Origin of the sequence: Lentisphaera araneosa HTCC2155 (assembly GCF_000170755.1) — a bacterium.
GTDB classification, from domain to species: Bacteria; Verrucomicrobiota; Lentisphaeria; order Lentisphaerales; family Lentisphaeraceae; genus Lentisphaera; species Lentisphaera araneosa.
The window spans coordinates 280764-304076 of sequence record NZ_ABCK01000001.1; the positions used below are offsets into that span (position 1 = coordinate 280764).

Here is a 23313-nt window from a genome sequence, read left to right on the forward strand (position 1 = left end):
TTTTATTTTAGTGCAAAGGACTTTGAGCGCAATAACTCAATGAGGATGTCGCGCATCAACCAACCACGATCCTTAGTTTTTGCGATAATCGCATCTACGGCATTGTGATCACTGCGGCTTAATGGACGACCGAGAGCAAAGGACATGAGCTCACTACAAAAGCTGTGGGCGAGCTCTTCTTCTTTACTCAGCATATAAGCCTTCAGACCTGCCATGCCGGCGATTTCAAAACCATCATGAGTTTTTGATTGAGTTTCTATCTTTAAATTTCCTTTGAGCTGATTTCTGACTTTACGATGAAGACCAGATCCATAATCTTTTCTGTATAAACCGATGGGATCGTAATGTTCGAGGCTTAAACCCAAGGGGTCAATTTTGCGATGACAGGAATGACAATCAGGGTTTTGACTATGTTTGTTGAGTATATCTTTTACGGAGCTCGCTCCTCGGGTATCATTATCCAAAGCCATGACATCATCAGGGGCTGGTGGCGGTGGATCACCTAAGAATTTATCTAAAAGCCAAATCCCTCGCATGATGGGGGAACTCTCGACTCCATTTGAGGTGGTGGTCAATAAACTCCCCTGACCTAATAAGCCGCCACGTTGAGAATCGCTTGGCAAACTGACTTTTTTGAACTCATTTCCTAAGTCATCAGTCGGGAGTGAATAAAGCTCCGCCAAAGCTTGATTTAAAAAAGTATAATTTGTATCCACTAAATCAGAGATGGGACGATTTTCCTTTAAGAGATAGGAAATAAAATGAAAGGTTTGTTGACGATAAAGTTCTCGCATATTTAAACTATAATACTTCTTATAACGCGTCGGATCTGGTGCCATTTCATCCATATTATCCAAGTTCATCCACTGAATTGTAAAACGACGAACGAATCGTTCAAACTGAGGCTGTTGCATCATCCAATAAATCCCCTTCGCCAAAGTTGTCGGCTTTTGCTCGAGGGTACTCGAGAGCTTAATCATTTTTGAGGTGGGATTAGAACTCCACATAAAATAAGCTAAACGTTCGGCGAGTTGCGGATTGCGACCGCCATCGGCTGGAGGTTGATTGATAAATAAGAATCTAGGTGAAACTAAAGTAGTGACCATCGTCATTCGTAGGGCTTCTAATCGATCATTTCCCTGCTGAATCATTTGATCATAATAATCACAGACTTGTTGGTATTGCTCTTTACTCGCACGACCTCTGTAGGCCCTTATCATAAAGCGTTTGATAACTTCCTTACTTTTCGCATCATCTGCCAAGGAGTAGTCACCTGCAAAGTAATGATTAATGCTGGGGCTTGGCCATTCATCCAATTGGGGGCCTTTCACTTTTATTCCATGAATTCGAATTCCTGGCCCGGGATACGACAAATCATTTTTGACAAGTTTTTGCTTAAAAGCTTTTTTAATGCCTCCATAACTAGGACCCGAACCGAACTCCAGGTGAATTTTATGCCCTTTCTCTAAGTAGACTCTTTTGCGATAAACTTTTCTTGGGGATTTTAAATTGATTTTATCTATGAAAAAGTAGGAAGGATTGAGCCCTGGCAAGATTTCGCTTCTATGTCCCGTTAAATGTAATTCATGAAAATTATTTTTTCTAAAGCGCTCAGTTAATTGATCCAAGAACTTCATACCAGATGGCTGAATTCCCTTAGCCTCTGCATCGACTTCAAATTCATAATAACCATCCGCGTCCACGATCCATTTTAGATGCGCCTTGGAAGTATGCCAAGTAAAACGTAATTCCATCCATTTATCCTTATGAATGCCTTGGTGCCCGCCCATCTTCATATCTTTCATTAAGAAATTATGCTTTTTGACTTCTGGTTTGATTCCCGGACGAATTTTATAATAAACGGCTCCTAATGCCCCATCGATAAATTCATTTATGGCTTCCTCGGAAAATATTTGGTCTTGTGAATGCGTATCATATTTAGTCGCTACGGCAAGTTTGGGGATGTAGCGTCCTGGATCTAAAAACTTATTATTTATATCCAATAAATCGCTCACGGTGAGTTTAAACTCTTCACCTGTCATCAGGCGTGGTTGAGGTTTAAGTATCTTAAATTTTAACTTTGCCAAATTCTGTTCAATTGTATTCAGCAAGTAAGCTTTGTCATCAGCCTTTAATTGAGTCTCTTCTTCAGGGGGCATTTCATCTAATTGCAGGCTATCGAGAATTTTGTACCATTGTTCGGCTTGTTCTTCCGATTTCGCTGGCCATTGCAAGTTATCGAGACGCATATCACCCTTTGTTGTAATCTCGTCATGACACTCGATACAGCGCTGCTCTAATAGACTATGAAGGCGTTTATCCATAGCGAATGCGGGTATCGCAAAAAATAACAAAGTGATGAATAAGCTAAATTTGACCATTTAAGTCCCCTCGATTATTGCCAAATTTATCTAGATAAACGCCAAGTTTATTCAAAATCGTCACATAGGCATCCGAAAGGTTTTTCCCCTTCATATCAAGCACCCCTTGGGGTTTAAGTAAACCTCCAATCAAAATGGCAGGTAAGCGCTTGTTACTATGATTATTAGCATCTCCCATTCCACTACCATAGATCATCGCACTTTGATCATACAGACTTTTGCCTGTCGCGGTTTCAGTCGCTTTCATCTGACTCACAAAGTCATTAAAACATTTCACATTATGACTATCAATGAGGTAGAGTTGCTTAAGTCGATCGGGCTGATTGCCGTGATGAGTCAAACTATGGTAACCCGTACTCACACCATCAATCGGAACTGCCGAAGGATTGGCGGGAATCCCCAGGGTAATAGCGCGGCTTTGATCAGTCATAAAGGCCAAGTGAATCAGTTCATAATACTCTTTTAAATAGCTAGCATTACTCATCAAGTTTGATGGCAACTTGTATGTGACTTGAGGCTTCTTAACATCTAACCAATTTGTTGATTCAGTAATTCTTTTTTCGACACCACGCACCCCATCCATATAAGAATCGATTATTTCGCCATCACGCTTCGTTCCAAAGCGTTTCATGCGTTTTGCTTGGCTATGAACAAAGTCCATCACAGAAGTTTTATTGGTGAGAATTTTTCTTCTCAATTCACGCCCTTTTTTACTTGGCTCCACAAAGAGTTTTCCATAGATCTCTTCGAGAGAATAAATATTGCGCATGGGCTCCCCCTTGTCATTCCAGGATTGGTGCATTGTACCCGCACCGCCCATGGCAAGTTGTAGTGACTTATAGCGCGTATTAGGATTTGTTTCTTTAACGAATTTTTGGTCGATAGAAATATTTTTTTCGCGAAGTTGCTGAGCATTTTTCACTAGGTAACCGCTTAAGAAACTATGGACAGCGCCATGACCTCCCTTGTGGGGGTGCTGAGTATTTAGTAAAACGGTCATGTCCTTTTTATGTGCTTCCATCGCACTCAAAACTCTACTCGAGCAAGGATTATCATCCTTCGGGAAAAAATATCCTGGATGAACACCAAAGTTCAATGCAACGCATAGGAGCTTCTTGCTTCCATTACTGCTTTGCGCGGCTTCACTCTCGAGCGGAGGTAGCAAAAGACTCACCCCTGCTGCTTTTAAAAAACTTCGTCGATCAAAACTCATTTAAGCCTCTTTTTATCTTCTCTAATCAAAACTAGAACAAAGCTGAATCAGCTTTCTTTGGGCTCAATAATATTATTTTGAAAATTAGCTTTTCCTGGGGCCGCCAAGCTCCTGCTTGGCAATTGCGGATAAAAAGACCGCTGCGCTGCAAGACCGTTCCACTGCAAGATCGTTAGCAGGCTCACTGAAAGACCGCTGCGCTGAAAGACCGGTGCGCTGAAAGACCGTTCCACTGCAAGATCGTTCGCAGGCTCACTGAAAGACCGCTGCGTTGCAAGATCGTTCGCAGGCTCACTGAAAGACCGCTGCGCTGAAAGATCGGGCTTCGCCCTGCAGATCGTTCGCGTTGCTCACTGCAAGATCGTTCGCGTTGCTCACTGCAAGATCGTTCGCGTTGCTCACTGCAGATCGCTCATTCCATTCGCTGCAGATCGGCTCGAAGAGCCTGCAGTTATCAGTTTTAAATTGTCCAATCGTGGATTTGTCTAACTGTGGAACCGTCACTCAGGAACTTCGTTCCGTAATCTCAGGACTCAGTCCGTGAACTCAGCGCTTTAGCGCGTCAACTCAGAAGCTCCGCTTCGTTATCTAAGCTCGTAACGAGCGGCACCTGAAACCTGATTCCTGAAACCTAAGCGCTTTAGCGCGCCACCCAAGCCGAAGGCGAAACCCAAGCTGAAGGCGCAACATTTACATATGGGGCTAATTAAAGTTATATCGCTTTGCGATAGTGCGCTCGATTATTGCACCGCTAAGGGCTAATTCTTAAATAAAAAACTAAATTTTATGCAAACTACTCAAAGATAAGTTTATATGACTTGTTTTCAGTTATATACTTACATTAATGAGGATAGTTGAAAATGAATTCCACGAACTGCAGAGCCATTAAACATAAAAGATTCTCTTTAATTGAACTACTCGTCATTGTGGCCATCATCGGGATCCTTGCAAGTATACTGCTCCCGGTACTTGGAAAAGCTCGAAAAAAATCAAGATTGGCAATCTGCACTTCAAATAGTAAACAAATCAGCATGGCGATTTATATGTATATTGAGGATCAGGACGATTATTTTCCTTTCAGTTCAGAACACAACAACACTTCCTGGGATGACCGTTTAGGCAGCATGGAATACGATGGTCGCAGCATCACTGCAGAACAAGTGGATAATAAATCTAAGCTCACTGACGCCTCGATCTATGAATGCCCTGCAAGCGAAGTTGAACTCACAAATCAAAATAATCAAAAGCGCAGTTATTCATTGAACTATGGTAAAGCTCATAAACCGAGTCAATTCAGAGGCATTGGCACTGGAAGTTGGTCGATGAAATCTAATGAAGTCAACGAAGCTTCGCAAAGCATTATGATTACCGAAAATAATAAGCCCGGCAACTACCTAGGCAATAACAACAACGACTTTACCAATAACAATTTTATTAAAGCGTTTTACGATACTCCAAAGTACTGGACTCATGATTATGGTCGACTCAACCTCGCCATGGTCGATGGCTCTGTACGCATCCTCAGCATGCAACACACCTACCTCGGCCTGCGCGATGCAACTGCTTCAGGCAACCAAATCAACACAATGTGGGACTGTCAGGATTAGAGTTAAACATCTTCTAATAAAAAAGCCCTAAATAATCTATCTTCTATATAATTTCACTTAGTTATGTTTAAGCTTTAAAGCTAATATGTAGAGATTGTAAATTTTAGCTTGGGCTTAAAAAGCTCTGTTCCTTATATGAAACAACTAACTCTATTCCTACTCGTACTCTGTTTTAGCTCGTGCATCCAAACTGATTCTGAACATCAATGGCTGTCAGGCAATGAACATCACCGTATTGATACAGTTGCTCGTCACCTACGTGGCAACGATGTCGTCATGTGGGAAGTTGATTTTCGCTACAAAAAACTTTATGAAGCATTAGAAGCAAAGAATGATGCCTATGCCTTATATCAATTAAAGAAGATTAAGTTAGCCATGAGCAATGGCTCTGAAAGAAGACCGAAGCGAAAGAAGTCTTATGAATGGTTTTTTACCAATGCGATTCCTCCCATGGAAAAAGCAATAAATGAAAAAGGCGACACAATGACTGAGTTCAAAAATTTCACCAATAAGTGTATGACATGCCATTCTATGGAAGGCGTCCCCTTCATGCCAATTGAGCAGCCTTGGCTTAGTCACAATTAATTGAAGTCAAGGCATAATCGAGTTGACTCTCATACTCATTTATGGCTTAATGTTTCCTTTTTGAGTTTATCTATTTCTAATTGCAGAGCTTTAGCTTCTCGTTCAGCCTCACTTATCGAATCAGTCTTTACCGTTTCCGTGCCACGAGTGTAACCCACATATTGGAGCCAAGCTGTTGAACGTTGGCCCGTACGTTTATTTATCAAAGCACAGAGGCGGTCCGTTCTCCTAGCTTCTTCGGCCTCAGCAAGGCTCTTGCTTTCATTAAGTAAATTTAAACTCTTAAGAAAACTTCTCGCCATCAATTGATGTCCCAAAGCATTGGGATGAATTCCATCACCACTTATCGTGTATTTGGAGTCCTTTGTTCTCATCTCATCCACATGCTTTTGAATCGGGGTGTGAATATCGATTGTGGTCACTCCTGGAATTTTTAGAGTCATGATCCACTGACCATATTTGGCTAAAACATCATTATAATTTTCATAAGGCGTCTTAAAACTATAATCATCCGCACCACCTGGTTTCAAAGTTTTTCTCGAACTGAGGGACTGAGGATCAAAAGGAGGAGGTGTCATGATTATGACTTCTGCTCCACTGGCTTTTATTTTTTCTATCAGACTTAATACCCCCTTTTGATAATCCGTAAAACGCTCTTGAGAAAGGGGGTGATAAAGTCCATCATTCATGCCATAACATATCGAGACTATGTCCGGTTTTACGAGTTCGAGTGCACGATCCAAACGTTCATGAACATTGGGGCGAGGCCAAGGGTGTTGAGCCTCTGATTTCCCAGTCGTCGTCTCACTCCCCAGCCCAAGTCCTATGATATCAATCTTGTCGTCTGGAAATGATTTTTGTAGGTAGTAATCGATGTAACGGAAATAAATCCCCGCACGAGTGATACTATCCCCCAAAAACATGACGCGCTTTTGATCGAAAGGCGAATGTGGAAGAGCTTTATCATCTTGTTTTATTAAGCTTCCTTGAGCCAAGGCGCCCATGCTGAAAATAAAAATAAGTAAATTATAAAAAGTCTTCATTAGGATTATCCCTTGTTAATTGATTCTGAGTTCAGTAAACAACTGAACTCTTCTTATCTTTGATTACTCATGCTTTACACGATGGTTTATTAAGTAAAACTCCGCCGCCTCGTCAAGGCTGTTATGTATTTTCCGAAATTTCATTGTGTTTATATAAGAAATATCACTTGGAGCATGGGCTTTTCTCACCACTTATAAAGTTTTTATAAAAAAAGCAGAACTTCTTATATTTTTGTTAGGAAAGATCCAATGGGATTGTATAATTTATACAAGTAACCGAGGGCTCATGTCAGATTTAGAAAAATCTTTCCAACATTTGAACAGTAACTTCCAGCAGTTTTATCAAGTTGATAAACTTGAAGAAATTGCTCATCCTGACTGCCCTATTCTAGATACACTCAGAAGCTCGCAGGAGCATTACACTGACGAAGAATTCATCACTGCGGGCGGAGAAAAGAAAATCTATCGCGTTCGCGACCTTCAGGGTGATCGCTACCTAGCTTTGGCACGTCCCGTTAATACCGAATCAGAGCAGGACTTAGAATCTTTTCTGAGAGAAGCTCGTATTAGTTCCCTACTTCAGCACCCCAATATTTTAAGTGTACACGAAACGGGCCTTGATAAAGATGGCCTCCCCTTTTTCACTATGGATTTCATGAGCGGTCAAACCCTTGCAAGTATTTTGAAAAAGCTTAAAAACAAGGATGCTCAAACTTTAAATAATTTCCCCTTAAGTCGACTCATAGACATTTTTCAAAAAATCTGTAGTGCTCTATCCTATGCCCACTCAAAAGCTATTTTGCACCTGGATATTAAACCTGCCAACATACAAGTCGGTGAACATGGTGAAGTACTACTTTGTGACTGGGGTTTAGCCCAAGTCATGAATGAAGATAAAAAGCAAGCTTCAAGTGATTATCATGCGAGTTCAAGCACACCCGATCCCAATATCCTCAACGACCTGACTCTCATTGGAGAAAGCTCTGGAACCCCAGGCTACATGAGCCCAGAAAAGCTTCGTAATGATGAACTTAGTCCAGCAAGTGATATCTATTCGTTAGGTTCCCTGCTTTACACTCTTTTAAGTTATCAAGAAGCTTTCCAAGGTTCGATTAAAGAGATAAGCGAGAAAACTTTAGCTGCTCACGTCTCACCCCCTAGCCTAATTTGCGATCATCGCATCCCCCGTGGTCTGGAAGCTATTTGTCTTAAAGCCATGAATCTCGCCCCATGTGATCGTTATCAAAAGATAGCTGAACTTGAAGATGACCTCAAGCTCTATTCATCTGGCTTTCCCACTAAAGCGCAAAACCCAAATGTCATTATTTACCTTAAGTCATGGAGTAAACGCCACCGTAAATCTTTGCTTTTAAGTTCTTTTTTTACAGCGCTTATTTTTATGCTTCTCTATATCTCTTTTGAGCAAATCAACTCTGAGCGCATCCAAGCCCTCACAGAAAAGAAACGAGCGGAAGAAAACCTTAGGCTCTATGAAAAAGAAAATGAGTATAGCACTATTCAAGCAGAAAATTTCATCGAGACCATTAACAACTTATACATCCTCAATAATTACGATGAGGCACCTAAGCGTATTAAAATCATTAAAAAATATCTAGAGCGAGACCTAAGTCCTAAGGACCGAAAGCTTTTACTTTCCTATAAGGCAGGTCTACATTTTGTTCTTCAGCAATATGATACATGTATCCAAGATCTTGAAAAATTAGACTACGCCAAGTCGGGTAAACTCCTGGCACTTCATAACTTATCTTCACGCTACAAAATCAAACTGAACCAACAAGGTAGCTTAGAAATCCCAGATCTTGAAAATCTAACTATCCAATGCCCCAATCACATTATTCACATGGTCTATTACAGCTATTTTTATCACTCAAAATCCTGGCCGCGGGAAAGTGAAAAAAATATTAACCTCATCAAAATCTTACTCAATCGAATTAACCTTCTCCCGCCGATTACGGATAAGGAAATAAAACTGAGTCAATACACCGATAAAACATTTTCCCTGGACCTAAGTCACCACGATTATATTAGACTTAACATGCCGATTGCTGTTTATAACCGGGGCCGTAATCTACTATTGATAATACCTCTCGGAAAACTTGATCTTAGCTACACTAAATTTAATAATATGGTTGAATTAAACACTTACTCTATGCATGAACTCCATATAGCTGGCATCCCCAAACTGCATAACATGCATCTATTTAACACTGGAAAAATAAAAAAAGTTTACCACACTTTGGATCTAAGCGATGAAAAATTAAAAAAAGATCATCCAAAGGTAACTTTCATTCGTGTAAAAAACACAGTAGATCAATAATCAAATCGAGTTCTGCTTAGTTGAGCATGGTGCTAGCTACTACTCTAAATCTCTGCGCAAGACTGCAATCTCTTTTCCAAAGCGCTCCTTCATGCGAAAGCGTAAATTATAGACCGCCTTTTCAGTCAAGTTAAAGGCCTTAGCAACTTCACTGACTTCTTTTCCTTCTAGGCACATTTTAAATGCTTCAATGGCCTCTTCGCTATAGTCCTCAGTCAAATTGTCAAAGGCTCTATTTGTGAGGTAAATCTCCCATTCATTTTTTGCGATCTGCTCAATTTCAGGGAGACGTATAGCACTTAGGTAATCATTCCCATCATCATAAGTCTGTTGATCGCGGTTCATCTGACGTTTACGCTGATCGATAAATTGCAGTACCTCATTCTTGGTGACAACCCTGAGGTAAGTGCGGAAACTTTTCTGTTCATCATAAGTCATTTCGGGAAGTTTCTTCCATAACTTAAGCATAATTCTCTGCACTATATCATCTGCATCATCTGCATTAATATTCATGCGCCGAATGATTGCATAGAGGTAACGATTATAAACCTGTGAAAACTCAGACCAGGCATCATCATTATGCTGATCTTTAATACGTAATAATAATGTTTTTCGTGTTTTATAAATATCGTTCATAGTTCTTGGACTTATTGTGATATGAGTAAATTTACTAAGTATTTAGTATACCGCAAATTAACTCTTGCACATCCCTAGATCTAATAAGTTTTTGATAAATCACTTCATTACAAGTGAGTCAAAACTTCTATAAGTAAGCTTACAAGATCCTTTTATCATATAAACTCTATGAATTTGAACCCACCCCGTACTATGAACACATCGCACCAAGAATCATTTCTTGCTATAACGAAAGGGTGAGGCTGGGAGCCCCGCTTCATTAATCAAGTTGGCTCCTTCCGGGTTAGCTTTCCATGCGTAATAGACTTTCTCTATTTTTCTTGCTCTAGGCACAGAAACAACAAGCGTGTCATGTCCTTTGATTTCTGCATTTGCATGAAGAACTTCACCACCTTTTAATTGCACCGCAAAGCCCTGGAGCTTGCCTTCTCCACGAATGGCGAGTGGAGAATTCCCCGTATCAAATATAATGATGGCTTTTTCACCTTCAAAGCGACAAGTTTTGATGAGTGGTCCCGTCCAAACTTGATCCTTTTTATTATAGCTCTTGCCTAGTGCGACCATTGCCAAACGCTTGCCCACATCACGCTTATTTCTCGGATGTAAATTCTTTGCCTCACCTATATCTATCGTGATTGCCATCCCCGTATTCTCAAGGCTTTGAGCAGTTTTTAGGAATTGTTCACGAATAGTGACCCACGGGTGCTCCTGAATTGGCTCTGTTGTCCTTTCACCAAAATTTGGTAGTTGAACAAAATAAAAGGGGAAATCGCCTTGGCCCCAGTCTTTTCTCCAAGTGCTGATTAAACGTTTTAAATCATTGTGGTAATCCGATGCCTGGCCAGGTCGAGAATTGGCTTCTCCCTGATACCATATAGCTCCCTTGATAGAAAAGGGAAGCAATGGCTTAATCATGCCATTATAAAGATTTCCCGGGTAATTTGTACTGTATAAAGGGTTGGTTTTAAGTCTTGGAGGACGAGGTCTCTTCCCGTTTTTGCCACCTTTTTCCCAACTCGCTAATTTTTCTTGATAATCACTCTGAAGCTTTTGATTTTCTTTTTTGGCTACCGCGGAATCAAAGCCTTCAATAGCCTTATCACCAAGCTTAATTCTGTGCACACTCATAGGATCACTCAATTGCTGCTCTTTCTCCGTCCAAGCTTCAATACATGTCCCCCCTACTGCACTCTGTATCAGCCCAATAGGCACATTTAATTCTTCATGTAAAGTTTTACCAAAAAAATAAGCTGTACCCGAAAAGTCCCTGGCTGATTTCTGTGTGCAAGCGGTCCATGATGCGTCGGTCTCTGTCTGCACTTCAGGCGAGGGATTCGTCTTTACGCGAAAGAGCCGTATTTGTGGATAGTTAGCTTTTTCACTACTTCCATTTGTACCCCGTAAAGCCCACTCCATGTTAGATTGACCTGAGCATAGCCATACATCACCTGACATCACATTATTGAGTGAAATAGTATTCTTAGCTTTAAATTCTATGCTGTGCGGCCCTCCTGCCCCAGGAGTTTGTAGTTTCAAAAACCACTTCCCATTAGCTCCAGCTTTAGTCTTGCTACTTTCTCCCCAACTTGCTTTTACATTGACTTCTTCCCCCGGGTCGGCAAGCCCCCAAATATTAGCCTGTACATCGCGCTGAATTACCATGTTATCGGTAAATAGTGATGCAGCTTGAACATCGGCGAATATTGATAATGGCAGTAATAGCGCGATGCTAATAAATATTTGAAAAAGTGACTTATATTTCATTTATGTTTCCATTTGTTAATTGTGATCACTAGCTATTTTAATGAAATGAATATTGAGAATTTTCGCTTAAGTAAGCTCTTATTCATTAATCCTGGCAGTCCCACATGGTACCAATTTGATTGCCAGACGCCGTGGCATCGCGTAAGCCTAGATAAGTGTGCTGTAAGGAAAGGAACTTTACGGAACCATCGATCATGCCGAAATTGAGTTTGGCGTAAGTATGGGACCAATAAGATGGAGTCCCATAATAAGACTTGATGAAGTTGTTATTATTAAGGCTATTATTATACATACCTACATAATTAGTCACCTTGTTATGTTCGGTAATCATAATGCTTTGCGAGGAGTCCCTAACTTCCGTATCTTTCATTGACCATAAATCATAAGAGCTTAGTCCTCTAAAAACGCTAGGACTATGAGATTTTCCATAATTGAGGGCATAACTGCGTATATGCCGATTAGCCACTATAGGGTCAACTTCATTTGCAGGGCATTCATAAATAAATGAATCTGTCAGTAGGTTCCTGTTTCCCACTTCTGCTGCCGTAATCGATCGACCATCGTACTGTAAATACCCTAGACGATCGTCCCAGGAAGTATCATTCGATGTCCCGCCAAGGTTTCCACCGCTGTAAGGGAAGTATCCATCATTATCACTTGTGTACATGTGAATCGCCATGCCCATTTGTTTAAGATTTGAAGTGCATAGTGCAAGTTTGGACTTCTTTCTGGCCTCCCCCAAAACGGGGAGCAGTAAACTTGCCAGTATGCCTATAATGGCAACAACCACGAGAAGCTCGATAAGAGTAAAGTGTTTTTTCGTTTGAAGCATGATCAATCCCTATGATTATAATTTCAACAAAAGTTTTCTAAACTATATCAATCCAAACATGGCCATTTCTCAGCATTCACAAAAAAAAATAAAAAAAAACATCAAATTATCTAGATTTAAATTAATCAAAACTCTTAATTTTTGCGCCTAATGAAACAGAAATATGCACAAAGACTTTATTTAAACAATCATCGAAAAATATAAATTTTTTATTTTAAATAATAAGTCCTACAAAGATTCATCTACACTCCTTGTTCTCAATAAAAAAATACTAAATTGAGGACAAGATGAAAAAACAAAACAGCAAATTTTCACTCGTAGAAATCCTTGTGGTCGTTGCCATAATTGGGATCTTGAGTTCACTACTTTTACCCGCTTTAGGACAGGCAAGAAAAAAGTCTAAGTTGGCACTCTGTACATCTAATATTAGGCAAATTAGTACAGCTTTATTTATGTACACTTCAGACCAAGATCAATACTTACCCTATTCACATAACTTAAATAATGGCAACTCCTCTTGGGATGATAAACTAGGTGTCTATGACTATGATGGGCGTGGCCTCGATGAATCAGCCTTTCAAAAAGAGTCATCGAATGGATCTAGTATCTACGGCTGTCCTGCCACGGAAGTTGAACTTCAAAACCAAAGTCGTTCACTACGTTCTTACTCACTAAACTATGGTAAAGAAGGTAATAGTAACGGTAAGTTTCGGGGATTTATGAATAGTAATTCATGGTCAATGAAAATAACCAATATAAATAATACTGGAAGTACTATCATGATTACAGAGAACCATAGACAGGGCAATTATGTTAGTGTGGGAAATAATGGGCATACTAATAATAATTTTATCAAAGACCAATATTCTAATATGACTTTTTGGGGCCACGACTACGCTAAACTCAATTTTGGTACAATCAGTGGTTCAAGTAATTTCATGTCCTTGCAACATACTTATTTGGGTCTTAGAGATGCGAGTGCCAATGGGAACCAAAAGGGCACCATGTGGGACTGCCAGGACTAAAATATACAATTTATTAAAGATAAAGTGTGAGAAAAGTTTATTTTGTGTTATCTATAATGATCAAAATAAATATGAGGCTCTAATGAAACCTATTCTACTCTTGCTAAGCTTAAGCTTTTCTTCAATTTTTGCCCAAGATCTCCCCAATAAAATTGCCTTCGGTTCCTGTGGCAGTCAGGAAAAGCCCATGCCCATTCTCTATAAAGTGACTGAGCATGAAGCTGATATGTTTATTTATTTAGGTGATAATATCTACGGCGACACAAATGATATGAAAGTCCTAGCGAATAAATATAAAAAATTAGGGGCTCGCGAAGAATTTCAACACTTAAAATCAAAAGTTCCACTCATCTATGCGACCTGGGATGATCATGATTATGGCAAAAACGATGCAGGTAAAGAGTACAAGAAAAAGGCTGAATCGAAAGAAGTCTTTCTCGACTTTTGGGATGGACCTCAAAATAGCGAACGTCGCAAAAGCCCAGGTATATACACTTCTTATTATCACAAAGCCGAAGGCAAAATACTGCAAGTTATTGTCTTAGATACAAGGTCTTTCCGCGATAAACATATTCGTCGCAATAAAAAAGAAAAACACCCTGTCTGGAAACACGATTATCGTCCCCATGAAAAAGCAGGCCAGACATTTTTAGGCGAGACTCAATGGCAGTGGCTTGAACAAGAACTTAAAAAACCAGCTGATCTACGCATTATGGCCTCTAGTACGCAGTTTGGACATGATTATAATGGTTATGAATCCTGGACTTTATTTCCTTTTGAACGTCAAAAAATGCTCGATTTAATCAAGTCAACAAAAGCCGAAGGCGTCGTTTTTATCTCTGGCGATGTTCACTGGGGCGAAATCTCAAAATTAAATGAACCAAACCTTTACCCCATCTACGATATCACCTCCAGTGGAATCAATAAGTCCTGGAAAAGTTTCGAACCGAATTCAGCACGCATTGGCGAAGTTTACAGAGAAAACCATGTTGCGATGATCGATATTGACTGGAAACAGCAAGACCCCGCAATTGAGTTTTCTATCATCGACTTAGATGGCAAGAAAGCCGTCACCCATGCAATCAAACTCAGCGAATTAAGCTTCAAAAAATAAATCATGATTACCCAGTTAACAATGTATATACATCTACAGCATAGGTAAATTATGGTGAAACCATTAGGTTCTTTCTCATTTTTTGTGGATAGATGCTCCAAGGAGTATTGTTAAGCTTATCAAAATAGGAGCTAATGATGACCGAACAACTTTTTGCAGAAATGTTAAATCTCGGGGATAAATGGGAAGTTAGTAAACTAGAAGTTTTGGCAGAGCAATCATGTATTGAAGTGACAATTAAAGATACAGCTAAACTTTTAGAAGGTATGGAATGCCCTTGTTGTAAGAGAACCGATTTAATTATAAAAGATCATGCAAATGAAAGGCTATGGGATCATCTACAAATGTGGACTTATAAAACTGTATTAAAATGCCGATTGCCTCGTGCCCTTTGTAAATCCTGTAAAAAAACGTGGACAATTCGAGCTCCTTGGGAAGGTGTCAATAAACATTCCAGTAAAGACTTTGAGGCATTAGCCTTGACCCTCATGCGTCATATGCCCGTGTCAAAAGTAGGTAAATTAATGAAAGTTGATGATCAAAAATTATGGAGGATTCTAAGAGTATATATTGATAAAGAACGGGCCAAACTTGACTGGAGTGAACTCACGAGAATTGGAGTAGATGAGTTGAGTATCGCAAAAGGTCATCGTTATGTAAGTGTTTTTGTGGATATGGAAAACCATAGTGTTCTATTCGCTGCAGACGGCAAAGATGCACAAGTTTTTGAACAATTCACCGAGGAACTTTACCTGAAAGACGGTCACCCTCATGCAATTACTGAAGTTAGCATGGATATGAGTCCCTCTTATAAAAGTGGCGTTGATTCAAATATGCGCAATGCTCGTAAAGTATTTGACTACTTCCATATTGCACAAAACTTAAACAAAGCAATTGGCAAAGTTTGTTCCAGAGAGCGCCGTACAAAAGGTGATATTCGAAACCTCCTAAAAAAGCCTCGTTTATTTCAAAAGAACAGAGACAAACTCAAGGAAAAAGATCAGCAAACTATAGAAAAATTAAAAGAGCTGAACACTGCAACAGCCATGGCATACCAAATGCGCTTAAGTCTCCAAGATATTTTTAAAACGAAGTCCGAAATCAAAGCTTTGTTAGGGTTAAAAGCATGGATATCTTGGGTTCATAATGAAGCTGAAAAAGAAATGTGGAAATACTTTTTAAACCCTCTAAAGAAATTTGCCGAATCTCTTACAAAACATTTTGATGGAATTATTGCTCGATGGAGGCACGGAACAAGTAATGCTGTATTGGAAGGAATTAATTCCGTTTTCTCAGCAGTTAAAAGACGGGCCAGAGGGTTTAGATCTAAAGAATATCTAAAAATGATGCTCTATTTCACTAAAGGAAATTTAACTGGGATACCAAACCTCATCCCCTCAAAGTGAGAAAGAACCAACCATTAAACTTTAATTAGCTTAGGGCAAAGCCCTAAGACAAATGAAGGGAGAAACATACACCATGCCTTTAGGTATGGAACTGAGAAGCCTATTTATGTCGTGTACCTAAAGGCACACAATTTTTTGCCCTTGTACTAAACCCCACATTACATGTGGGGCTATTTAAAGTGACATCGCTCTGCGATGTAAGTTCTCATCGTTAACTGATAGTACGCTTAGCCAATAGTACTCACGGTCAAACGTGATCTACAAAATTTGGCAAAGAAATGGCAATAACCTAAATTGTAATTCCACAAAACAAAAAAGGATATTGCCATGAAAATGTATACTACAAAAACAAAATTTCACTGCGGAATTGATCTTCACAAATCGATGTCTTATATCTGCGTGATGGACAAAGAAGGAAAAATATACGTGCACACAGAGATCAAAAATAATGACTTTCAGTACATGAAGAAAATCCTCTCTCCTTATTGGGATGACCTTACTATTGCCTGCGAAACTACTTACAACTGGTACAAATTATCTGATTTTTGTGAAACAGAGCCCGTTCAATTTGCCCTAGGCCATGCCCTTTATATGGGAGCAATTCATGGAGGTAAAGCAAAGAACGATAAAATAGACAGTAAAAAAATAACAGATTTGTTACGAACTAATCTCCTGCCCAAAGCGTATGCTTGTCCACGTCGGTTTCGTTCTCACCGAGATCTACTACGCCGTCGAATCAAGCTCGTGAGTATTCGCTCAGGTATATCAATTTATCTTAATCTCTTCGAAGACCAAAATAATTTAAAACATAGTTCTGCTGAGCTTCGACGAAATGCAAAGTCATCACTTCAGTTCATGGATCTTCAGACATTCCTACCAGAAGATCATGCTATGGCTCGAAACTATCAACTCAACGCCGATTTACTAAAGATGTTTACTGATCAGTTAAAACAAATAGATAAGGACCTTGTGAAATTCACCCTTGACTCTCAGTTCAAAGAAGATTTTGAAATAGTGAAATCAATGAAAGGTATCGGAGATATTTTAGGTATGACTCTGGTTTATGAAACTCATGATATTCAAAGATTTAAAACTCCAGGTGATTATGCAAGTTACTGTCGCGTTGTTAAATGCAAAAAAGAAAGTGCGGGAAAAAGTTATGGTTATAGTGGGACAAAAATGGGCAACCCTAACTTAAAGTGGGCCTTTGGTGAAATCGCAATGTTAGCAAAATCAGATCCAGTAATGAAATTCTTTGCCGATGAACTCGATCAACGTCACGGTAAACGCAAAGGACGATCCATCTTTATACATAAAATATGCCGAGCTATTTATTTTATGCTTTTACGAAAGAAACCTTTTGATCCTATCGATTTTTTCGGCAGAGAAAAATATGAGCGACTCACAAAAAAAGTTCATTAAATAAATTTAGTACCTCAGTCATGAACCTATTGATTACCCTTGTTCCGTCGAAACAACTTAACTGATTAGGATATGGCTGAGTGTACACTTTACACTCACAGCAATTTACTGATGATGACCCACTCCTCCCCGAGCCCCTAAAACCCTGGACAGTCCAATAGAGAAGGACTGAGCCCTAACACCCAACTGAATGGGACGGCGAGGATATGACCGTTAGGAGTTTCTAAGGCGTTGAGCGCAGCTAAAAGAAAAAGTTGGACTGATCAACACGGTTCCTTTAAAACCGTTGACCTTATATGGATGGCTGGAGGGCTTCACTTTTGTGAAGACTCGTACCCACAAAGTTGAAATCAAGATGGGCACAAAGTAAAGAGCTAATTCTAAGCTTCGTTTTAAGCAAAAATAACAAAAAACGGATACAATAGATTATTGTCTACTTGACAAATATGGCTAAATGGATGGGTAATCGTAAAATAAATTTAAGAGCCCACACGTTTCATCAACATTTTCAAACGATCGCGGGCACCTGGTGCCACTTTATCATTGTGACGGATTTTGTTTAAGTTATGGCTTTGTAAAGGGTCATATTTCAGGCCAAAATACTTCTTATCATTATAGTATACGTACTCCCAGTCACGGATCATTTTCTCATTCTTTGATTCACTAAAAATCCAACTGCGCTTATTGAGAGGGTTTAAATCACCACTTAGGGTTTTTACAAAGGAACGCCCATCGATTTGGTGATTGGAAATGCGAAGTCCGCAAAGCTCTTTAATTGTTGGGAAGAAATCACTCGAGTCCACTAAATCAGTCGTGTAATAACCATTTTTTGGAATGAGAAAAGGAGCCGAAATAATCAAGGGTACACTCACCCCTAAATCATTAAGTTTATGGCGATTAGCCCTAGCTTGCGCAGGTGCTTTCACCCCACTCGGACGTTTACTTACTTTAAAGGCAAATTGCCCCACTTGCTTGGAGGCTCCATCCGACGTAAAAATCAGCACAGTCTTTTTGTAAACTTTATTTTTAATGAGATTGGCCTGAAGTTCACCCATAAAGCGATCGAGATCTCTTACTGATGAAGCATAAGCTTTATTTTTATCCAAAGGAAAATTCACGTAAAGAACAAAAGGATTTGACCCCTGGTTTTTCATGAAGTCAAAGCTTTGAGAGGCCTTTTTCCCATGGGTACTGAAGCCAAAAGACTGCTGAGTCCAATTTTCAGCGAAAGGCCATTTGCCATAAAAAGCACAAGCCCAACCCTGCTCTGCTAATCTTGAAGTCCAAGCTTTCTCTGCTGAGAATCTAACTCCTGATAATGACTGATAAACACCATGTTGTGAAGGGTATTGCCCGCTCAAAATACTCGCATGTGATGACGCCTCATATGCTTGCATCCATACCGTTTTAAATAAGAGTCCGTTTTCAGCCAAGCGTTCAATATTAGGCGTCAATTCTTTCCCCTTATAGGCACTTAACCAATCTGTACTGATGCCTTCTGCACAAACAAACACTATATTGGGTTTAGCCACTTTGGGAATATAAATCGATTTTTCTAAACGTGGAATCAGAGCTTGGGACGAAGTGCTAGTAGGCGAATTTGTGGTACTAGTATGCTGAGAAACTAATCCACTATTTTCGCTTATCCCCTTATCCACTTCAGTCAGCTCACCTTTTTTACTCAGTGCATTCCCAGTATCTTTGTCTTTTAAAAAGAACCAAGCTCCAAAACCCACAGCTAAAAAGAGTACTAGAACTATTTTAGCTAAAGGTGAAGAAGATTTTTGCGCTTGCCTTCTCGGGCGCTTCGAACGGGAAGCTGCACGTTTTGATTTTATCCTCTTTTTACCTGGACTTTTCTTTATTTCTACTTGGGCTGTTTCATTGATGACTTCTTCACTTGAGTCATCGTCAGATATAAGCTCTTCTAAGCTAGGCTCAGAAACTGAGGGATTATTTGAATCATCGTCAGATAAAAGTTCTTCTAAGCTAGGCTCAGAAAGTGGCGCAGCAGTACTTGCTTGAGCTAAAATATGATTCAACTGTTCTTGGTCGGGAACTTCATTTATGGCAGAGCAGTAAGGACAATTAAGTTCTCCACCAAGTGGATTATATTCTATGCGCAATTCACGTTCGCAGCTTGGGCATTCGAGGACAATACGATTGGTCGATTCATTATATGAAATTAAGTGATTCATTTTGTAATAAACACCTCACTAAGGACAATTAATTTCATTAAGTCCCGCAGACCAAAGCCTTCTTTTTTTGCTCTTTGCACAATGGCATCAATACTTCTACGATCAGTAAAAACCATTTTTCTGCCCACTGCAAAAGTCAATAACTTTTCAGTGAGGCAGCGCGTAAACATATCTGGTTTAGATTTTATATACTGCTTAACTCCTGGCAATCCTTCAAAGTTGACTCCATCATGACTTTGCACTGCCAAGTTGATTTTGTTTTTACTTTTTGACTTATGACCATAGTGCTCGCGATAGCGCCCTAAATAATCGTAGCCTTCCATTGCGAGTCCAAAGGGATCCATCTTTTTGTGACACTCATTACAGCTGAAGTCTTCGCGGTGCTTTGCCAATAAATCCCGTACAGTTTGAGTGCCTGAAGTATCCGGAGCAATTTCCGGTACGTCTGGCGGTGGTGGCGGTGGTGGCGTGCCCATAATATTTTCTAAAATCCATACACCGCGAGTAACGGGAAGCGATTCTACTCCATTGCCTGTGACAGTTAAAACACTTGCCTGCCCCATGAGTCCCCCTCTTTCAGGCCTTCCTTGGAGTTGTACCTTTCTAAATTCTTCCCCAGTCACTCCAGAAATCCCATAGAGTGCGGCCAAACCTTCATTGACGAATGTGTAGTCGGCATCCAATAAATTTTCCAGAGGTCCATTTCTTTTCAATAAATCTTCCGTAAATAAATAAGTTTCCTGAGCCATCGCCTTTTCTAAATTATACTTGTAATAAAGTTTATCCTTCTTACTCGGAGGCATATCACCTAATGTCTCCAGCCACAACCATTGCCCTAAAAAGTCCTCGACAAAGCCTTTGGCTCGAGGGTCTATTAACATGCGCTCCAATTGCCTTAATCGCACTTTGGGATCTAAGAGTTTTTTATTGCTTGCTAATTCAAGAAGTTCTTCATCTGGTGAGGATTTCCATAAAAAGTAAGCCATCCGCACAGCTAGTTCACGAGCACTCAGTCGAGATTTTGAGCTTTTCGCTGGAGCTTCTGCCATATAGAGAAATTGCGGCGAGCTCAACATTGTCTTGATTCCAGCTTTCGCTGCTGTCCACACATCTCCATCTTGATCCATGGCTTTTTGGGCCATTTTCAAATAAGCGGGATCTTGATTGCCTTGCTCACCTCGATAGACTTGATAGGAGAGTTTCTTTAAACTGAGTTTTAAATCTGCAAATGATGAATTCGAATTCAGTGAGCCAAAATATTTTGCGAAGACGGGCAAAGGCCATTCATCATAAAAAGGCCCCTCTAAATGGAACTCCTTAATCTGCATTTCTGGCCCCGCACCAAAATACATTTGCGTTGGATTTTTATGCCCCTGCAGCGCCTCCGGGTGATATTTGTGCAGGACTTTTCGAGTGATTCTTTTAACTGAGCCGTTTGGACCATTGACCCATTCAATTTTGATCCTGCTGCCACGACGTAATTCAGTCGTAATATTGATTTCGCCCACTTGTTCATCTGCGACATCAAATTCACCAAGCACCTGAGTAAAGGGCGCACTCCCGCCCATTTTATATGCCGTAACTTTTAATTTTGCTGGTTCAGATGAATCATAACGTAAGTTACTCGAAGGTATCTGACTGGTTAAGCGGTTTAACATAGTCGCTTTGATTTTTAAATTATAGCGCCCATCGTTCGACGCTTCCCATTGGCGTTTGCCCGACTTGATTATCAGGCTGCCATTTTGAATAAACCTGGTATAATAATACTTACCTAACTCTCGAGAAGCTTCACCTCTTAGTTCAGGCGTAAGGCTTAAGTTATTGACTTCGGGCCGTGGGCCTGGTTGCACTACGCGTTCTGCTATGACTTCTCCAGCTAATAATGTCTCACGCATTAAGTATTCACTCATGATTAAGGCGCCCCCAATATTGTCGAAGCCCTCTTCTTCATTCTCTTCAGGAAAGCCCATGGACGGGTCATAGAGCTCGGTATTAATATCAAATATATCGCGAACACTATTGCGATATTCGGTCTTGTTTAAACGTCGAATAACCACTCGCCCATTGGCACTCTTATTAACTTTTTCCTTGGCTTTCTGCAAATTATTAGTTAGCCAATCAATCACCTGTTTTAATTCTTTTTCAGAGGGTTGTTTATCCGCCTTTTTGGGAGGCATTTCAGATAAATTTAAAATATCTAAAATTTCCTGAAGCGACTCTGCACTATGAGGATTGGTGAAATCAATTCGCAAGCGATCAAAACGACGATCACCTTTTTGTTTCGAGGCATTATGGCATTCCAAACAATATGTCCTCATAAAAGAACGAAAGTCTGCCTGCACGACTGATGTTAAACAAGTAAAAATGAATAATAATTTCAATTTCATCTTTAACTCAAAAGGTGATTTAAATTGCCACGACTTGTCGCAAATGATTTTTCACGAAGGCCAAAATAATTTAGACAAGTCACATAAAGATTACTAATAACACCATCTTTTGTCCCCTTTAAAGCATGGTGTTTGCCATGCTTGAGTCCACCTCCAGCAAATAACACGGTATTGTTCTTACTTGAGTGATTGCTCGCATCAGACATGCCACTGGCAAACATCAGCAAAGTCGTATCAAGCAAGGGCCGCCCATTTCCATCTTTCATTTTCTTTAATTTATCTAAGAAATTGGCTAATTGTTTGTAGCGCCATTGATCGATCAAACTCAATTGCCCAACTCGATCGGGGCGATGTCCGTGATGCGTCAGTGTATGATAAGCCGTATTGACCCCTTCTACCGGTAAAAAGCCATTGCCCCCAGGCATTTGAAAAGTCACAAATCGCGTTGAGTCCGTCTGTAGGGCTAAAGCTATAATATCCAAAAATAAATCGTTACGGTGAGGTGGCTCATCCATCTCTGCCGCCTTCTCAAAAGGGTTGAATTCCGGTTTGGGTTTTTCTTTGTAAAGCCATTGTTTTTCTTGATGGAGACGCTGTTCTGTTGCTCGTAAACTCGTTAAATATTCTTCAAATTTTTCACGATCCGTTTTGTCGAGGTTTTTCCCGAGAAATTTTGCATCGGAAACTAAATTATCGAGAATACTTAAATCTTGATTTAATGACTGTTCGCGTTTCTTGATCTCTTTAGGATTATCTTGCTGAAAGACCTTGGCAAAGAGTTTTTCCGGTGATTCTATTTTCGGAACGGCTACGCCCTTATTATTAAAAGTCACCGCCGAACCATTGCCTACAGTTAAAAGTGGAAAGCGAGTGTCTCGCCCAAATTTATCTGCAAGGTACATGTCTAATGAAAGCATTTTTTTGAGGTCGCCGCCACAAAGACTTTTTTTCATGCCATTTAACAAGGTGGAAGTAGCGGCATGCCCGCCTCCCACCATGGGATGATCGATACCCGAAAAAATTGAAAAATCCCTGCGGTGGGCATTTAAACTTTGGGCATACTTGGGCAATTGACTCAAAGGGCCTGGCTTAGTTGGAATCAAACTGGCACGGTGAATTCCGTATTCTGGAGCGATACAAATAAAACGTTTATTTACTGCAGTTGATGAGGCTTTTTTTCTTGCCGCTCTCGTCTCCAGTGATGCCATAAATGGGATCGGAAGTAAAATACCTGAGCCAGCTAAAAAGCGCCTGCGGTTAATGACAACAGTACGTTTATCCATAATAATTTCCTTATTTAAAACCTTGGGGTCCTAGAATCACCTACAGATCCAAAATCACACTTTGGACCTCTAGGCAATT

16 protein-coding genes are annotated in these 23313 nt (G+C 40.1%); 7 read left to right on the top strand and 9 right to left on the bottom strand.

Annotation, left to right across the window (positions count from 1 at the left end; genetic code table 11):
- Positions 1 to 2: 2 nt before the first annotated feature.
- Positions 3 to 2381, bottom strand: a complete 2379-nt coding sequence (locus LNTAR_RS00995; protein ID WP_007276740.1) for a DUF1588 domain-containing protein — start codon at positions 2379 to 2381, stop codon at positions 3 to 5.
- Positions 2368 to 3594, bottom strand: a complete 1227-nt coding sequence (locus tag LNTAR_RS01000) for a DUF1552 domain-containing protein (protein WP_007276741.1) — start codon at positions 3592 to 3594, stop codon at positions 2368 to 2370. Before LNTAR_RS01000 ends, LNTAR_RS00995 begins: the two co-directional genes overlap by 14 nt.
- 860 nt (positions 3595 to 4454) lie before the next feature.
- Here LNTAR_RS01000 and LNTAR_RS24825 point away from each other — a divergent pair.
- Both LNTAR_RS24825 and LNTAR_RS01010 read left to right on the top strand, forming a co-directional pair.
- Positions 4455 to 5201 (top strand): type II secretion system protein, encoded by a 747-nt coding sequence (locus LNTAR_RS24825; RefSeq protein ID WP_007276743.1) that lies wholly within the window; start codon positions 4455 to 4457, stop codon positions 5199 to 5201.
- 135 nt (positions 5202 to 5336) lie between these two features.
- Complete coding sequence (locus LNTAR_RS01010; protein ID WP_007276744.1) at positions 5337 to 5786, top strand: hypothetical protein; 450 nt, start codon at positions 5337 to 5339, stop codon at positions 5784 to 5786.
- Positions 5787 to 5821: 35 nt separating this feature from the next.
- Here LNTAR_RS01010 and LNTAR_RS01015 read toward each other — a convergent pair whose 3' ends face one another.
- Positions 5822 to 6829, bottom strand: coding sequence for an SGNH/GDSL hydrolase family protein (locus LNTAR_RS01015; RefSeq protein WP_007276745.1), 1008 nt, complete (start codon positions 6827 to 6829; stop codon positions 5822 to 5824).
- 286 nt (positions 6830 to 7115) lie between these two features.
- On the opposite strand from LNTAR_RS01015, the gene LNTAR_RS01020 reads away from it, so the two are divergent.
- Entirely contained in the window at positions 7116 to 9167 is a 2052-nt protein-coding gene (locus LNTAR_RS01020; protein ID WP_007276746.1) for a serine/threonine-protein kinase, read from the top strand.
- Positions 9168 to 9206: 39 nt separating this feature from the next.
- Here LNTAR_RS01020 and LNTAR_RS01025 read toward each other — a convergent pair whose 3' ends face one another.
- The 3 genes from LNTAR_RS01025 to LNTAR_RS24830 all read right to left on the bottom strand — a co-directional run bounded on the left by LNTAR_RS01025 (position 9207) and on the right by LNTAR_RS24830 (position 12399).
- A complete protein-coding gene (locus LNTAR_RS01025; RefSeq protein WP_007276747.1) occupies positions 9207 to 9803 on the bottom strand; it encodes an RNA polymerase sigma factor in 597 nt (198 codons plus the stop codon).
- Positions 9804 to 10016: 213 nt separating this feature from the next.
- Positions 10017 to 11567, bottom strand: a complete 1551-nt coding sequence (locus LNTAR_RS01030; RefSeq protein WP_007276748.1) for a sialate O-acetylesterase — start codon at positions 11565 to 11567, stop codon at positions 10017 to 10019.
- Between the two features lie 85 nt (positions 11568 to 11652).
- Positions 11653 to 12399 (bottom strand): DUF1559 family PulG-like putative transporter, encoded by a 747-nt coding sequence (locus LNTAR_RS24830; RefSeq protein ID WP_007276749.1) that lies wholly within the window; start codon positions 12397 to 12399, stop codon positions 11653 to 11655.
- A 287-nt stretch (positions 12400 to 12686) separates the two neighbouring features.
- Here LNTAR_RS24830 and LNTAR_RS01040 point away from each other — a divergent pair, with 287 nt between their 5' ends.
- From LNTAR_RS01040 to LNTAR_RS01055, 4 genes are all read left to right on the top strand, one after another.
- Positions 12687 to 13424: a type II secretion system protein gene (locus tag LNTAR_RS01040; protein WP_007276751.1), complete on the top strand. Its 738-nt coding sequence runs from the start codon at positions 12687 to 12689 to the stop codon at positions 13422 to 13424.
- Positions 13425 to 13506: 82 nt separating this feature from the next.
- Positions 13507 to 14538, top strand: coding sequence for an alkaline phosphatase D family protein (locus LNTAR_RS01045; protein ID WP_007276752.1), 1032 nt, complete (start codon positions 13507 to 13509; stop codon positions 14536 to 14538).
- Between the two features lie 134 nt (positions 14539 to 14672).
- Positions 14673 to 15944 (top strand): ISL3 family transposase, encoded by a 1272-nt coding sequence (locus LNTAR_RS01050; RefSeq protein ID WP_238527699.1) that lies wholly within the window; start codon positions 14673 to 14675, stop codon positions 15942 to 15944.
- 327 nt (positions 15945 to 16271) lie between these two features.
- Entirely contained in the window at positions 16272 to 17366 is a 1095-nt protein-coding gene (locus LNTAR_RS01055) for an IS110 family transposase (RefSeq protein ID WP_007276754.1), read from the top strand.
- Positions 17367 to 17845: 479 nt separating this feature from the next.
- Here the strand turns inward: LNTAR_RS01055 and LNTAR_RS01060 are convergent, their stop codons facing one another.
- The 3 genes from LNTAR_RS01060 to LNTAR_RS01070 form a co-directional block, all read right to left on the bottom strand.
- On the bottom strand, positions 17846 to 19564 hold the full coding sequence (locus LNTAR_RS01060; RefSeq protein WP_007276755.1) for a sulfatase family protein: 1719 nt from the start codon (positions 19562 to 19564) through the stop codon (positions 17846 to 17848).
- Positions 19561 to 21867: a DUF1592 domain-containing protein gene (locus LNTAR_RS01065; protein ID WP_007276756.1), complete on the bottom strand. Its 2307-nt coding sequence runs from the start codon at positions 21865 to 21867 to the stop codon at positions 19561 to 19563. Before LNTAR_RS01065 ends, LNTAR_RS01060 begins: the two co-directional genes overlap by 4 nt.
- A gap of 86 nt (positions 21868 to 21953) precedes the next feature.
- Entirely contained in the window at positions 21954 to 23234 is a 1281-nt protein-coding gene (locus LNTAR_RS01070; protein ID WP_007276757.1) for a DUF1552 domain-containing protein, read from the bottom strand.
- Between the last annotated feature and the right edge of the window lie 79 nt (positions 23235 to 23313).